Source organism: Orbaceae bacterium lpD04 (assembly GCA_036251935.1).
In the GTDB taxonomy this organism is placed as follows: domain Bacteria; phylum Pseudomonadota; class Gammaproteobacteria; order Enterobacterales; family Orbaceae; genus Orbus; species Orbus wheelerorum.
Genome location: CP133967.1, coordinates 2812239 through 2827652, shown reverse-complemented (window position 1 = coordinate 2827652; position 15414 = coordinate 2812239). Strand labels below are relative to the sequence as shown.

General features: G+C 34.4%; 12 protein-coding genes. 3 read left to right on the top strand and 9 right to left on the bottom strand.

Going from position 1 to position 15414, the window contains the following annotated elements; genetic code table 11:
* Positions 1-14: 14 nt before the first annotated feature.
* Positions 15-1331, bottom strand: coding sequence for an MFS transporter (locus RHO14_12455; protein WVD71138.1), 1317 nt, complete (start codon positions 1329-1331; stop codon positions 15-17).
* 205 nt (positions 1332-1536) lie between these two features.
* Here RHO14_12455 and RHO14_12450 point away from each other — a divergent pair, with 205 nt between their 5' ends.
* On the top strand, positions 1537-2577 hold the full coding sequence (locus RHO14_12450) for a tagatose 1,6-diphosphate aldolase (GenBank protein ID WVD71137.1): 1041 nt from the start codon (positions 1537-1539) through the stop codon (positions 2575-2577).
* A 57-nt stretch (positions 2578-2634) separates the two neighbouring features.
* On the opposite strand, the gene RHO14_12445 is transcribed toward RHO14_12450, so the two are convergent.
* Together RHO14_12445 and RHO14_12440 are read right to left on the bottom strand one after the other, a co-directional pair.
* Positions 2635-3051, bottom strand: a complete 417-nt coding sequence (locus RHO14_12445; GenBank protein ID WVD71136.1) for a DUF2628 domain-containing protein — start codon at positions 3049-3051, stop codon at positions 2635-2637.
* 132 nt (positions 3052-3183) lie between these two features.
* Positions 3184-4104, bottom strand: coding sequence for a LysR family transcriptional regulator (locus RHO14_12440; protein WVD71135.1), 921 nt, complete (start codon positions 4102-4104; stop codon positions 3184-3186).
* 155 nt (positions 4105-4259) lie between these two features.
* Between RHO14_12440 and aroG the strand changes: the two genes are divergently transcribed.
* Positions 4260-5315 (top strand): 3-deoxy-7-phosphoheptulonate synthase AroG, encoded by a 1056-nt coding sequence (aroG, locus tag RHO14_12435; GenBank protein WVD71134.1) that lies wholly within the window; start codon positions 4260-4262, stop codon positions 5313-5315.
* Positions 5316-5372: 57 nt separating this feature from the next.
* Here the strand turns inward: aroG and RHO14_12430 are convergent, their stop codons facing one another.
* Positions 5373-6005, bottom strand: coding sequence for a S24 family peptidase (locus tag RHO14_12430; protein WVD71133.1), 633 nt, complete (start codon positions 6003-6005; stop codon positions 5373-5375).
* A 529-nt stretch (positions 6006-6534) separates the two neighbouring features.
* Between RHO14_12430 and RHO14_12425 the strand changes: the two genes are divergently transcribed.
* Positions 6535-7716, top strand: a complete 1182-nt coding sequence (locus tag RHO14_12425) for an FAD-dependent monooxygenase (GenBank protein ID WVD71132.1) — start codon at positions 6535-6537, stop codon at positions 7714-7716.
* Between the two features lie 271 nt (positions 7717-7987).
* Here RHO14_12425 and gyrB read toward each other — a convergent pair whose 3' ends face one another.
* From gyrB to ompA, 5 genes are all read right to left on the bottom strand, one after another.
* A complete protein-coding gene (gene gyrB, locus RHO14_12420; GenBank protein ID WVD71131.1) occupies positions 7988-10399 on the bottom strand; it encodes a DNA topoisomerase (ATP-hydrolyzing) subunit B in 2412 nt (803 codons plus the stop codon).
* A gap of 42 nt (positions 10400-10441) precedes the next feature.
* On the bottom strand, positions 10442-11518 hold the full coding sequence (gene recF, locus RHO14_12415) for a DNA replication/repair protein RecF (GenBank protein ID WVD71130.1): 1077 nt from the start codon (positions 11516-11518) through the stop codon (positions 10442-10444).
* A gap of 53 nt (positions 11519-11571) precedes the next feature.
* Entirely contained in the window at positions 11572-12675 is a 1104-nt protein-coding gene (dnaN, locus tag RHO14_12410) for a DNA polymerase III subunit beta (GenBank protein ID WVD71129.1), read from the bottom strand.
* A gap of 27 nt (positions 12676-12702) precedes the next feature.
* Positions 12703-14079, bottom strand: a complete 1377-nt coding sequence (dnaA, locus tag RHO14_12405; GenBank protein WVD71128.1) for a chromosomal replication initiator protein DnaA — start codon at positions 14077-14079, stop codon at positions 12703-12705.
* A gap of 233 nt (positions 14080-14312) precedes the next feature.
* Positions 14313-15350, bottom strand: a complete 1038-nt coding sequence (ompA, locus tag RHO14_12400; GenBank protein ID WVD71127.1) for a porin OmpA — start codon at positions 15348-15350, stop codon at positions 14313-14315.
* Positions 15351-15414 lie beyond the last annotated feature (64 nt).

Below are 15414 nucleotides of genomic sequence, written 5' to 3'. Positions count from 1 at the left end.
TTTGAAAGTCGCTATTACATATCTTTAGCAAAATAGTTGTTTGAACTTAATAAAAGCATTACGCCTATTATTGCACCTAAAGAAAATAATGAAATAACGTAAAATGCAGGTGATAATTTATTAAAAAAATCCGTAAAAACTGACAATAATAGTGGCGTTATCCCACCAGCTATTGCGTAAGCCATATTAAATGAAAACGAAACACCGCTGTAGCGTATATTAGTTGGAAAGGCCTTAACCATAAAATAAGCAAAGGCGCCAACAACACCGATACCTAAACCTGCTAAAGGATAAGTGATGAATAAAAAGTGGCGATGATTTTCAAGTGAAAAATAGAAACAGGTAATTGTGACTACTGCGATGATGCAGCCGTAAATTAATACTTTACCAATCGGAAACTTATCGGCTAATGCTCCATATACGGTACAGCTAATGATAAGTCCGATAATCGCCAATGTATTAGATTGTGATGATTCTATTGCCGAGAAATCAAACTGCTTTTGCAAGTAAATTGGGGCCATCAAAATAACCACCATGATCCCTGCAGATAATATCCATGTTAATAACATCGATAATAATGCTTGCGGAAAATAATTTTTTAATACACTTAAAACTGGCAGCTGTTTATTTTTTTCATTTGACTTTTGCTGTTGCATCTCAATAAAAACTGGGGTTTCTTTTAGCCATCTGCGTAGGTACATAGCTAAAAAACCGAATATGCCGCCAATAAAAAATGGGATCCTCCAGCCCCAAGATGTCATCGCTTCACCAATAAATAAAGTATTAATAAGCATCGAAATAAGAGAACCAAATAAAATACCTAAACTTAAGCCACTCGTTAAAATGCCACAAGCGACGCCAATTCTGTTTTTTGGTACATGCTCTGCAACAAAGGTCCAAGCGCCTGGTACTTCACCACCAACAGCTAAACCTTGGCATAAACGCATTAATAATAGCAATATTGGTGCAGCATAACCAATTGTTGCATAAGTTGGTAATAAGCCGATTAGTAACGTGGGTAATGCCATCAGTAAAATACTCAAGGTAAACATTTTTTTTCTACCCAATAAGTCACCAAAGTGAGCCATTACAATACCACCGAAAGGTCGAATTATATAACCTGCTGCGAATATTCCAAATGTCTGTATTTGGCTTAACCATTCAGGCATATCTGGCGGAAAAAATAGATGGCCGATAACTAAAGAGAAAAATACAAAAATAATAAAATCATAAAATTCTAATGCGCCTCCAAGCGATGATAGCGCTAATGTTTTATAATCGTGTGCGTTTAAATTGCGATGCTTTATAAGGGGATTTACTAAATGAGTCATTTTATATAACCGAGTTTTTATTATTGGTTCATTATGAGGTAATCACTATGGTTTTTCAATATCGAGTCAAGCAAGGATTAGATAGAAATATTTGTTATATCTATATTACCGGTTTAATTTTTTAAATTAGCACTATTTCACCATGAACGATTAATCGAGAGGTTTAGAATAACAATAACAATCATTGATTTTTAGGGGTATTAAAATGACTAAAAAACGGATATCACGTAGAAAATTTAATTGCATGGAGCAGTTATCTAACCAAGATGGTATTATCGCGGCTTTAGCTATAGACCAGCGTGGTTCGATGGTTAAAATGTTAGAAAATGCTGTCGGAAAAGAACGTTATCATATTGATATGGTTTATGAATTTAAAGAGTTAGTATCTAAAGAATTAACTAAATATGTTAGTGCGATTTTACTCGATGAAGAGTATGGATTTAAAGGCATGAAAGCCAAAAACGCCAATGCTGGATTAATCTTATCGTATGAAAAAACGGGATATGATGTTAATACGGCTGGGCGTTTACCGGAAATATTAGCTGACGAATCGATCCAAAGATTGGTAAAAAAAGGTGCCGACGCTGCTAAGGTGCTGGTTTATTATAACCCCGATGATCCTCAAGCTATTTTAGATAAAAAACATGCCTTTCTAGAGCGATTGGGGGATGAGGCAAGAGCTGCTGATCTACCAGTATTTGTTGAGCCTATAGTTTATGATAATACTATTTCAGATGATAAAAGCCCTGAATTTGCAAAAATAAAACCAAGTAAAGTGATCCGAACAATTGAGGAATTTACTAAAAATTGCTATCACATAGACGTGCTAAAAGTTGAGGTACCTGTTTTATTTAAATATGTTGAAGGATTTAATGATAATAATTGTGTTATCTATTCTCAAAAAGATGCTGCGGCTTATTTTAAAACCGCAAGTGATGCGGCAACAAGACCTTTTATTTATTTAAGTGCAGGCGTACCAACTAAAACGTTTCATGACGAATTAATTTTTGCTGGACAATCTGGTGCAAAATATTGCGGAATTTTAGGCGGAAGAGCAACATGGTTTGACGGCGTCGCTGCTTATGCTCAAGGTGGCAAAGATGGGCTAAATAAGTGGTTAGATACCGTAGGTCGAGATAATGTCGAACATCTGAACAAGATTTTAAAACAATATGCAAGACCTTGGTACGATATCTATGGTAGTAAGGATAATATTGAAGTTTTTGATATTAACTTAGCCGACTAATTTTCATTTACTCAATAAAAAATCACCATACTAATATGGTGATTTTTTATTGATAAATTAAATGCGAATATTAGTATCACCAATTCCATTTTTTTTAACTTCATTTACCGCCATATCTGGATTTTCCGAAGTTGTGGTGCCAATAAGCTCATAACCTTTATTAATTAGATCCTTTTCTCGCAAAAAATTACCTCTAATACCGAGGAAAATTGCCGTGAGGAGCATGACTAGATTTGACAACAGTCCAGAAAATATAGTAGAGCTAGATTCATACTCATAAGAATATGGATCTGGTGCCGTTACTTCAACAAGTATGCCTGATATGATCCCAATAGCAACTAGAACCCCTGCAACTAGCCATAATTTTTTTACTAAAGCCCAAATAAAACCAAAAAAGAAACCTGGCCAAGACCAACCTTGTTTTACTGCTTCAATTCGGCCATCAGAATGTTTAAATACTTTGTAATTTTTCATATTATCTATTGTGTTATATATTAATGGAGTCCGCATTTTACACTGTTAAGGTTATCTAAATCAATAAAATAGTGATAAGGTGGTTTTATTATCCTTATTGATTTTATTAATTCATTCATATGTATCAATGCATTACTTCAATTTAAATCCATATTGTTGAATTAATATTTTTAGTTCATCAATATATCGCTGAGCAGATTGACTAAGTTGTACTTTTTGTGATGTGATCCAGCCGACTAAAATTTTTTCGTCTGTATTTAGTCTTATTGAGGTAATATCAGATCCATTTAGGTCCACACTCAACACTCCCGTACTAATTGTATAACCATTTAGCCCATGCAATAAGTTGAATAGTGTGGCCCTATCACTAACATGAATACTTTTTTTATGGTAAACCGTGCTTAGGATTTCTTCAGAAAAATAAAAAGAGTTATATTCACCTTGTTCAAATGATAGATAAGGGAAATCTTCAAGATCTTCTAATGATATTATCTTATATTTAGCTAAAGGATGTTTTGCGCTAATAAAAACATGTGGATCAGCTTCAAATAGCGGGAAAAAAGTTAAATTATGTTCTTTCAATAATCTAAGAATAACTTTTTTATTAAAATCGTTTAAATATAAAATACCAACTTCGCTACGTAGTGTCGCAACGTCTGTGATAATGTCATGAGTACGGGTTTCTCTCAAAGTAAACTCATATTCATCAGTATGATTTTTTTTGATTAAATTAACAAATGCATTCACTGCAAAGGCATAATGTTGAGTTGATATGCTGCATAATTGCTTCGTCGGCATTTTTTTATTGTAATGCTGTACTAGTAGCTCTGTTTGATCTAAGATTTGCTTGGCATAACCTAAAAATTCTATCCCCTCTGTTGTTAAAGATACCCCTTTAGATGTTCGGGTAAAAATTTGAATATCAAACTCATCTTCGAGTTCTTTTATTGCCGTTGAGAGGCTTGGCTGTGTGATATAAAGTTTTTTAGCAGCCTCATTAATTGAACCACTGCGGGCGACTTCAATAATATAACGGAGTTGGTTTAATTTCATCTGTGATCTCAAAAAAATTTTCTGATACTTTAATACAGCCAGCATATTTTGAACAGTTTAAAATATTTGTCGTATTGTTACTAAAGTAAAATATGACTATTTTATTTGGTTCAGTATATACTGTTAATGTCTTATTTTGAGCATTGGGTATAAAAATGAATTATAAAAATGATGATGTTCGCATTTCCGATATCAGAGAATTATTACCTCCTATAGCATTGTTAGAAAAATTTCCTGCAACCAATCATATAGCGGATTTGGTTTTTAAGACTCGGCAGAATATTCATCAAATTCTAGCTCATAAAGATGATCGCTTGTTGGTTGTGATTGGTCCATGCTCCATTCATGATACGAAGGCAGCATTAGAGTATGCTAATCGTCTTAAAGATATGCGTTTAAAATATCAAAATGAGCTTGAAATAGTTATGCGTGTTTATTTTGAGAAACCAAGAACGACGGTAGGTTGGAAAGGTTTAATTAATGATCCTTTTATCAATCACACTTTTGATATCAATGAAGGCTTAAGGATTGCAAGAAAACTATTAGTCGATATTAATGAACTAGGTGTTCCTGCCGCGGGAGAATTTTTAGATATGATTTCACCGCAATATCTTGCTGATTTAATGAGCTGGGGAGCTATTGGGGCAAGAACAACGGAGTCACAAGTACATCGTGAATTATCCTCAGGATTATCTTGCCCTGTTGGCTTTAAAAATGGCACTGACGGTACGATCAAAGTTGCGGTTGATGCAATTAATGCAGCAAATTCGTCTCATAGTTTTTTGTCTGTCACTAAATTTGGACATTCTGCAATAGTAACGACAACGGGTAATCCTGATTGCCATATTATTTTACGTGGTGGTAAAGAGCCTAATTATAGTAAAGCCCATATTACCGCGGTAAAAAATGATTTAGATAAATCAAATTTACCCCTTAATATTATGGTTGATTTTAGTCATGCTAATAGCTGTAAACAGTTTAAAGAGCAAATCAATGTTGGAAAAAATATTGCCAATCAGCTATCAGATGGAGAAAACGCAATTATTGGTATAATGATTGAGAGTCATCTACAGGAGGGATCACAAAACCCTAATAATAATCCATCTTTAGTCTATGGGCAAAGTATCACCGATGGATGCATTGGATGGGATGATTCAGTTATACTGCTAGATGAGTTAGCCAAAGCAATAAAACAAAGAAGATCGTTTTGATAATTATTGCATCAAATAAGAAAAGTGCTTTTAGCACTTTTCTTATTTAGCTTATTATTAATATAAATCTTTGATAATTTGAACGACATTACCAACGATTTTGTATTGCTTAAAGTCTTTGCGTAGAACAGTAATTGTTTCACACTGATTATTGTTACACAATAATTGCCATCCTTCTAAAGTTAAGCGAATACGTCTAAGTAAGGTCATGTCCTCATATTCGAGCAAATAAACGCCACCATCAATAACTTCGTTTATATCAGTATTAATAATTAAACCGTTATTTTGTTTAATTTCAGGCGACATTAGATCACCTTTTGCCCAGTATATAATAAGCTTTTTAGAATCAAGCCCTCGGTGGCCTAACCATCCATCGAGTACTGGATAGTTCATTACGGGAGGGGTTCCTCGTACATATTTTTGTGTTTTAGCTTCTTCTACAGTAGGTAATTGCTTAATATAAACAGGGACACGATGAATATATTCACTATATACATTATCATTCTCTGTATCGTGAATTTCTTCTAGTTTATGTCCTGTTGCTAACCAACTATATGAAACATTGCATTTCTCCGAGATAGAGGCTAGACGATTTAATGATGGATATGTTTTTCCTGATAAGTAGTCTCTTATTACTGTTTCAGACATATCACATTTTTTTGCGAATGTAGAGACCGAATCTCCTTTCATAATCTCGGTTAACCGATTTTTAAAATTTTGTACGCTTTTATTTATTATCACAAGTAATTCCTTTTTTTTTAGTGCATAAAAATTTGTTATATATTATAAATCATTTTTTTTTCTAATTACAAATTAATAACTGCAGAAATTGATAAAAATTTTTAATCGATTGAACTATAATCGATGGCCTTTTTATCTTTATAAGCGTTTGGGTTCGTGTGTTTTAAGCTTATTTAAAGTGTAATGATCTGAATAGCAAATTAAAGCCCGCTTTTGCGTTTATTTATTTGTTTTTCAATTTAAAGTTGTTGACATAAAATGTTTTTATCATTACAATTAAGTTGATTTATGTGTTTTTGTTTGTTTTTACTTCTTTACTTACTTTCATCTTTGCCCACTTTACGTGGGCTTTTTTATTTTTCATGCTCACCTAATTTTTACTTGATTTACTTAAAATCTATCAGCGTTAATGTTTATACATATTAAAATATGGTATGCTTCGCGCTGAAATTTGAACCAAAGATGAAGAGGATATATTGTGATTGATTTTGATGTTGTCATTGTTGGGGGAGGGATGGTTGGCCTTGCAACAGCTTGTGCTTTAAGCCATACATCAATGAATATTGCAATTATTGAGAATAAAACTGATATTTACCAGTTACTTTCTGATGATCAAATTACGGTTAGAGCCTCGGCAATCAATTCTGCCAGCCAGCAATATTTCCAGCAAATGGGCATATGGGATATACTTGAAAAGAGTGGGCGGGTTTTAGCATTCAACACTATAGATGTAAGAGAAAAACATAGTGACACATTATTAAATGCTGAGAACTCAAATTATCAATATCATAATTTAGGTTATATTATTGAAAATCAAGTTATTCAAAATATTTTATACCAACATGCTATCACTAAACCGAATATTCATTTTTTACATCATAAAGTTAATAATATTTTCTTTAGTACTGATCGGGGATTTATCTCGTTAGACAATGATAAACAAATTTCTGCGAAACTTATTATTGCAGCCGATGGTGCTAGTTCTTTAATTAGACAAAAACAAGGTATGACTCTATTACAGCGGCCTTACCTTCATCATGCAATCATCACGACCATAAAAACTGAACATGCACACCAGTCTTGCGCTAGACAAATTTTTTATGACGATGGTATTATTGCGTTTTTACCATTATGGCAGCCTCATATGAGCTGCTTGGTGTGGTCGGCTAAACCTAAAGAAGCCAGCAGTCTGCTTACTATGGATAATGATTCATTTAATCGTAAGCTTACTGATATGACCAATAATGTACTTGGGACATGCCAAGTTGTTAATGAACGATTAATGTACCCTTTGGTTGCTCGTTTTTGCCCGGAGCCGGTACAAAATAGATTGATCTTAATTGGTGATGCGGCACATACGATCCACCCGCTAGCTGGGCAAGGATTCAATTTAGGGCTCGAAGATTCTAAACTACTAACAGGTATATTAAGTAAACATTATGCTGCTGGTAAAGATATTGGCATAAAGTCTTTGTATTGTTATTATCAGTTAACTCGTAATAAAGATACACTAGCTATGCTTAGTGCTATGCAGGTTATTCAAGATACTTTCGACGGATCATCATCTTTTAAAAAACGCCTAAGACGTATTGGAATTAATTTGATTAATTCAACTCCACTTATTAAAAAGCAATTGGTCAAATATGCATTAGGCTTATAATCACTATTTTTTCTTTATAATGGTATGTTACAACAATATTTTAACGAAAATGAGCTTATTTATAACGCTGAAGACTTGCTTTGGATTATTCTTTGCAATCACTGATTTTGATTGATTTCACTTTTTATTATTGTATTTAATAAATTTTACAACTAAATCAATATCTTTTTATAATACAGTCATTAATAAAATTATTTTTTATCACCATAAAAAAACCAGACATTTGTCTGGTTTAATATTTTGTCATTCTTAGTGCTGACAATAAATTAATTTAGAAGTCTAAATTTGCTGCCTTTAATGCATTTTCTTCAATAAATGCACGTCTTGGTTCTACTTCATCACCCATTAAGGTTGTAAACAATAGATCTGCTGCAATTGCATCGCGGATATTAACTTGTAACATTCGTCTGCTGGTTGGATCCATCGTTGTTTCCCATAGCTGATCTGGGTTCATTTCACCAAGTCCTTTATAGCGCTGGATAGTTAGTCCACGGCGAGATTCTTTTACTAGCCACTCGACTGCGCTTTCAAAGCTAGCGATTGGTTCTTTTCTCTCTCCACGCTGTACAAAGGCATCTTCTTCAATGAGCCCTTTTAGCTGTGAACCTAAATGACAGATATTCCTATATTCATTACTATGAGCAAATACGAGATCTAAATTATAACGATTGTCTACACCATGAGTCCTGATTTTAATTATCGGAACATATTGTTGTCTTGCTTCATTATATTCAATTTCGTAATGATAAAGATTACCATGTTGCTCTTGTGCACTTAGTTTATCAGTTAGCGCTTTTGCCCAAGCTTCGGTTAATTGCTGATTTTTCATTAATTCTTCAGTCAAAATATCGTGATAAATTAACTCAGCAAGTAATGTCTTCGGATAGCGCCTCTCCATTTTACCAATTAATTTCTCAATTCTTTGATATTCAGCAATTAATTTTTCTAATGACTCACCAGCTATTGCTGGAGCATGGTTATTTACATGTAATGATGCACCCTCAAGCGCTAAAGCAATTTGATATTCAGTCATTGCATCATCATCTTTAATATATTGCTCTTGTTTGCCTTTTTTAACTTTATAAAGCGGTGGCTGTGCTATGTAAACATATCCCCGTTCAATAATTTCCGGCATTTGGCGATAGAAAAACGTTAATAATAATGTACGGATGTGTGAACCATCGACGTCCGCATCGGTCATGATAATAATGCTATGGTATCGCATTTTATCAGGGTTATATTCATCACGGCCGATACCGCAACCAAGCGCTGTAATTAATGTCGCAACTTCTTGCGAAGATAGCATTTTATCAAATCGCGCTTTTTCAACATTTAATATTTTACCTTTTAACGGTAAAATGGCTTGGTTTTTTCTATTACGGCCTTGTTTTGCTGAGCCGCCTGCGGAGTCTCCTTCCACAAGATATAGCTCTGATAATGCAGGATCTTTTTCTTGGCAATCAGCAAGCTTTCCAGGCAATCCACCTAAATCTAATGCGCCTTTACGACGAGTCATTTCACGTGCTTTACGTGCGGCTTCCCTAGCCCTTGCTGCATCAATTATTTTACCTACAACAATTTTGGCATCAGATGGGTTTTCTAAAAGGTATTCTGATAATTTTTCAGCCATAATTGATTCTACCGCTGATTTTACTTCTGATGAGACCAGTTTATCTTTAGTCTGTGAAGAAAATTTAGGATCGGGAACTTTCACAGATACAACCGCAATCAGGCCTTCGCGGGCATCGTCTCCAGTTGCACTCACTTTAGCCTTTTTACTATACCCTTCGTTGTCCATATAGGTATTTAGAGTACGCGTCATTGCTCCCCTAAATCCTGCAAGGTGAGTACCACCATCACGCTGAGGAATATTGTTGGTAAAACAATAAATATTTTCTTGATAACCATCATTCCACTGAAGTGCGACCTCTACACCAATATTATCTTTTTCAGAACTAAAATAGAAAATTTTAGGATGAATTGGGGTTTTATTTTTATTGAGATATTCTACAAAAGCTTGTATACCACCTTCATAATGAAAGTGTTCATTCTTACCCGTTCGCTCATCTAATAGTTTAATAGAAACACCTGAATTTAAAAATGAGAGCTCTCTTAAACGTTTTGCAAGGATCTCATAAATAAACTCAATATTAGTAAATGTTTGTGGGCTAGGCCAAAAGCGGACATAGGTTCCAGTTTCTGTTGTTTCACCAATAACAGCCAATGGTGCTTGTGGTACACCAAGGCTATAAAATTGTTGGTGAACTTTTTCATCACGATAAATTGTTAGCTCGAGTTTGTCTGATAAAGCATTTACAACCGAAACACCAACGCCATGTAAACCACCAGAAACTTTATAAGAGTTATCATCGAATTTACCACCAGCATGCAATACAGTCATAATAACTTCTGCGGCTGAAACTCCTTCTTCTTCATGAATTCCCGTTGGAATTCCTCGCCCATCATCACGCACAGATACTGAATTATCAGTATGAATAGTGACTTGAATATCATGGCAATAACCAGCAAGTGCTTCATCGATGGCATTATCGACAACTTCAAAAACCATATGGTGTAAACCTGTGCCATCGTCAGTATCACCGATATACATACCCGGACGTTTACGGACAGCATCAAGTCCTTTGAGTACTTTTATACTTGAGGAATCATAAGAATTAGACATGTATTTCTCGCTAGAACATCATTTAACTAAAAAGTGATAAAATTATTCTGAGATTATACCAGATTTTATGTAAAAAATCTTATCATTTTCATCAACCATCGCTTGAATTTGTTCTTGATCGACAGCACTAATAAAAACTTGCGAATCAGTCGATTTTAATCGCTTAGCAAGCAAAGCTCGCTTAGTTAAATCGAGTTCTGATGCAAAGTCATCGATAAGGTATAGGCAAGCTTGATTATGATACTGGGCATAAAATTCACCTTGTGCTAGCCGCAAAGCACACATCAGTAATTTTAGTTGTCCCCTTGAGAATAGAACTTCAATTGGAATATTATTTATCCGCAATTTGAGATCGGCTTTATGTGGGCCAATTGTGGTGTAGCTAAACAATTTATCCCGCTCAAAATTTTCAACCAGTAATTGTGCATAATCGAGTGATTGCTCCCATCCTTGATAAAACTGGCAATCTAAATCATATTCAGGCAAAAAATCATGGCTAGTTTTAATTATTTCATGGCGAATTTTTTCAATATAATCGTGACGAATTTGACTTATTCGATTAGCAACCGGAACCAATTCTTTATCCCAGGGTTTTAGTTGGTCATAATTGATTGAACGTTTAAGGAGAGCATTACGCTGTTTAAGCAAACGACGTAGGTTATTCCATAATGTAATAAATTCACTATAATGATGAAAACAGCCCCAGTCGATAAAGGCCCTTCGATATTTAGGACCACCGCTTAATAGATCGAATCCTTCTGGTGTAATTAATTGCATCGGTAGTAACTTTGCGAGTTCAGCAAGTTTAAAACCTTGGTCATTGTCAATTTTAATTTTATTCTCACCACTGCGAGCTTTTGATAATCCAACGCTATGGATCTTATTTTTTGGTGATATGATTTTGCTAAATAGCACTAACTCAGATTTATCATGTTGAATGATACGACTCGATAATTGGTGACGAAAAGCACGGCCATGGCCTAGCATATAAATTGCTTCAAGAAAGCTCGTCTTGCCACTACCATTATCACCAATAATGAAATTAAATTTTGGTGAAGGTAAGACTTCAGCTGAATTGATATTACGAAAGTCGTGAATGTTTAGTTGAGCGATGGTCATATGATTGTTACTTGACCTATCAAGTAAAAATGCCTCAATAGGTCAATTTGAGTTTATAAACGCATTGGCATGACAACGTAAGTTGCTGCTTGCTTATTGATATCTTCAATTTGTACACTTGATGTAGAGTCAGATAATAATATCTGTATTGTGTCACATTTTAAGGTATTAAGAACATCAAGTAAGTACGTAACATTAAAACCAATTTCAAGAGGTTGGGCAGAATATTTTACATCGACAATTTCTTCTGCTTCTTCTTGTTCTGGATTGTTGGCAGTAATTTTGATTTGGTTATTATCTATATAAAGGCGAATTCCTTTAAATTTTTCATTGGATAAAATTGCTGCCCGAGATAAGGCATTTTTTAATTCTTCACATGAAGCATCCAATGTTTTATCCGGATTACGTGGTAATACTTTTTTGTAATCAGGAAATCTGCCATCAATTAACTTTGAGGTAAATGTTAAATCAGCTAAATTAACGCGTAAGTTATTATTACCAATTTGAATATTAATTGGCTCATCACTATCTCCAACTAATTTAGCTAATTCAAGAACCCCTTTTCGAGGCATAATAACAGAGCTAGTTGTTGGAATGTTTTGGCCAATTGGTAGTGCACATACGGCTAACCTATGCCCATCAGTTGCAACCGTTTTTAGTAAATTATTTTCAGTTTCAAATAACATACCATTAAGATAATATCGCACATCTTGATTAGCCATTGAAAACTGGACAGAATCGATTAACTGTTTTAATGTTTTTTGTGGGATTGAGAAATCCACATCATATTGCCAATTTTCTAAATTTGGGAAGTCGCTAGCTGGTAGTATTGATAATGAGAATTTACTTCTACCTGATTGAATCGTCAAACGGCTATCATCAAGAGTAATTGAAAGCTGTGCATCATTGGGTAAGCTTCTACAAATATCTAAAAATTTACGGGCAGGTACTGTGGTTGTACCTGGCTCATTTGCTTCTGCTAATTTTATCCTAGCAATCATTTCTATCTCTAGATCCGTTCCGGTCATCGATAGGGTATTATCATTAACTTGCAACAATAAGTTACCTAAAATCGGTAGGGTAGGGCGACTACTTAGAGGTGCAGTAACAAGTTGCAATGGTTTTATTAATTTTTCACGGTCAATAATAAATTTCATAATATTTATTCTTTAATTAAATAATAATCATGTTGAAAGTGTTCGTATTAAATTAGAGTAATCTTCTTTAATATCATTGCTTTCTTCCCTTAATTCCGCGATTTTTCGGCACGCATGTAAGACCGTTGTGTGATCTCGTCCACCAAAGCCATCCCCAATTTCAGGTAAGCTTTTATTTGTTAGCTCTTTTGCTAATGCCATCGCAACTTGCCTTGGCCTTGCAACTGAGCGAGAACGCCTTTTCGACAATAGGTCTGATACTTTTATTTTATAATATTCGGCAACTGTTTTTTGAATATTTTCAATAGTAACGAGTTTTTCTTGTAAAGCAAGTAAGTCTTTTAATGCATCTTTAACAAAATCAATACTGATTGATTTACCGGTAAAATTCGCATTCGCTATAACACGATTCAAAGCACCTTCTAATTCTCTGACATTAGAACGTAAGCGTTTAGCAATAAAAAAGGCAACTTCCTCTGGAAGTCTAATATGATTTTCGTCCGCTTTTTTCATCAATATTGCTACGCGGGTTTCAAGTTCTGGAGGTTCTATTGCAATAGTTAGTCCCCAGCCAAAACGCGATTTTAAGCGATCTTCAACCCCATCGATTTCTTTTGGGTATCTATCCGAGGTTAAAATAATTTGTTGATTACCTTCTAAAAGGGTATTAAACGTATGGAAAAATTCCTCTTGTGTCCGTTCTTTATTAGCAAAAAATTGAATGTCATCAATTAATAATGCATCAACAGAGCGGTAGTAACTTTTGAAGTCTTCAATAGCGTTGTTTTGTAGCGCTTTTACCATGTCTTGTACAAAACGCTCTGAATGCATATAGATAACTTTAGCATTGCGTTTACTTTGTAATATTTGATTTCCTACCGAGTGGAGTAAATGCGTTTTCCCTAAGCCAGTTGATCCATAAATAAATAATGGATTGTATGCTTTACCCGGATTTTCAGCGACTTGTTTTGCGGCGGCATTTGCAAGCTGATTTGATTTTCCCTCAACAAAGCTATCAAAAGTATATTTTGGATTTATGCCTGATTGATAGACAATATTTTCGTTTGATTTCTTTGTTTTCCACTTAGGTTCACTCGCGGTAGTCGGGCGTTCTAGTTCTATTACCGGAGCAGCTTTAAGTCCTGAATCATTTTGGTGCTTTGGTGAACCAACTTGAATCGAAATTTTTGGGGATTCAATATCAAGCAATTGACTAAGTAGTAATGATATTTTAGCCAGATATTTATTTTTAACCCAATCTTGGACAAAACGATTTGGTGCATAAAGATAAAATTTATTATCTTCAAGCTCTACTTGTAGAGGTCTAATCCATAAATTAAACTCTGTTGCTGTTAGCTCTTCTTGTAACTGAGATAAACATTTTTGCCAGACTATTATAGACACAGGAACTCCAAATATCTCTGAATATACTTAATTACTCACAAAATAAAATAAACACTAACAGTGGATTGTGAATAAAAAAAATTATTTATTTGATTTTGCCTGTTTTATAGACAAAAAAACCATATAAAATATGAATATTATACTAACTATTGTAATTGATGTGTATAAATAATCAATAAAAACCCAGCTAATAAGCTGGGTTTTTTAGAAAATAAAAGCTAACACTAGGATTATTATTTAGTATTATCTTTTTGTTCTGAGATTAAAACTTCTTGAACAGAGGTCGCTTTAACTTGGATTTCAACGCGACGATCTGGAGCTAAACAAGCTTTAAGATCTGCACCTTTAAGTGCTTGGCATTTATCACCAGTTACAGGATTTGCTTTACCTTCACCACGAGCAGTGATTAAGCTTGCTGGAACACCTTTAGATACTAGGTAATCCATAACTGCTTTAGCGCGTTGTTCAGATAGTTTTAAATTATAGCTATCTGAACCAATACGGTCAGTATAACCAATAACTACGATTGCACTTTCAGACGGATTTAGTTTTACTAAAGTTTTAACTAATTCATCTAAAGAAGCTTGACCTTCAGGTTTGATATCTGCTTTAGCATAAGCAAATACAACATCTTCATTTAATACATAACGATTTTCACGTACTTCTAACTCAGACGCTTTTGGAACATCAGGTGAACCTAAGCTATAAGTTACGCCAAATGTAAGCATGCCGTTGTCTGGATTAACAGGGCCGTCAGTACGAATATGGTTAACCCATTGGTATTCTAAACGAGTAGAAAAATCTTGATTTAAACGGTAATCAAAACCTAGTGCATAAACTGGCGATACGTCAGTATTGCTGTGTTTATCACCATCAGTTTTCCAACGTGTAGTACTAACGAAAGCACCAGCACGAGCGTAAACATCTAAATCATCAGAAATGAAAGAGATAGGATAGCTTAATTTACCTGTTAAAGATGCACCATGAGCAGTTACTTTGTCTCCGCTTGATTTATATTTAACAGTTCCTAACCAATCATAACCTAATTCAAAAGCAAGGTATGGATTAGCTTGAAAACCAACGAATGCACCACCGCCAACGTTATTAGATGAAGCTTTAGTTGCGCCATCTACTCGGTCTGAGTGAGTGTCATAGAATTTTGACCAACCTAATTTAGCACCAGTATAAAAAGTATCATCTGGTAATGCTGCATTAGCGACTGATGTAAGGCTAGCGATTGCCACTGCTAGCGCTAAAGTTGTTTTTTTCATTTTGTCCCTCAACTTAATGTTTTGTTGATAATTACTTCTAACAGTTCAATATTAAACTGCTAAA

What these genes read in the sequence shown, in the direction of transcription:
- RHO14_12455 (WVD71138.1), bottom strand. Translation starts at nt 1,331, where the DNA reads ATGACTCATTTAGTAAATCCCCTTATAAAGCATCGCAATTTAAACGCA.
- RHO14_12450 (WVD71137.1), top strand. Translation starts at nt 1,537, where the DNA reads ATGACTAAAAAACGGATATCACGTAGAAAATTTAATTGCATGGAGCAG.
- RHO14_12445 (WVD71136.1), bottom strand. Translation starts at nt 3,051, where the DNA reads ATGAAAAATTACAAAGTATTTAAACATTCTGATGGCCGAATTGAAGCA.
- RHO14_12440 (WVD71135.1), bottom strand. Translation starts at nt 4,104, where the DNA reads ATGAAATTAAACCAACTCCGTTATATTATTGAAGTCGCCCGCAGTGGT.
- aroG (WVD71134.1), top strand. Translation starts at nt 4,260, where the DNA reads ATGAATTATAAAAATGATGATGTTCGCATTTCCGATATCAGAGAATTA.
- RHO14_12430 (WVD71133.1), bottom strand. Translation starts at nt 6,005, where the DNA reads ATGAAAGGAGATTCGGTCTCTACATTCGCAAAAAAATGTGATATGTCT.
- gyrB (WVD71131.1), bottom strand. Translation starts at nt 10,399, where the DNA reads ATGTCTAATTCTTATGATTCCTCAAGTATAAAAGTACTCAAAGGACTT.
- recF (WVD71130.1), bottom strand. Translation starts at nt 11,518, where the DNA reads ATGACCATCGCTCAACTAAACATTCACGACTTTCGTAATATCAATTCA.
- dnaN (WVD71129.1), bottom strand. Translation starts at nt 12,675, where the DNA reads ATGAAATTTATTATTGACCGTGAAAAATTAATAAAACCATTGCAACTT.
- ompA (WVD71127.1), bottom strand. Translation starts at nt 15,350, where the DNA reads ATGAAAAAAACAACTTTAGCGCTAGCAGTGGCAATCGCTAGCCTTACA.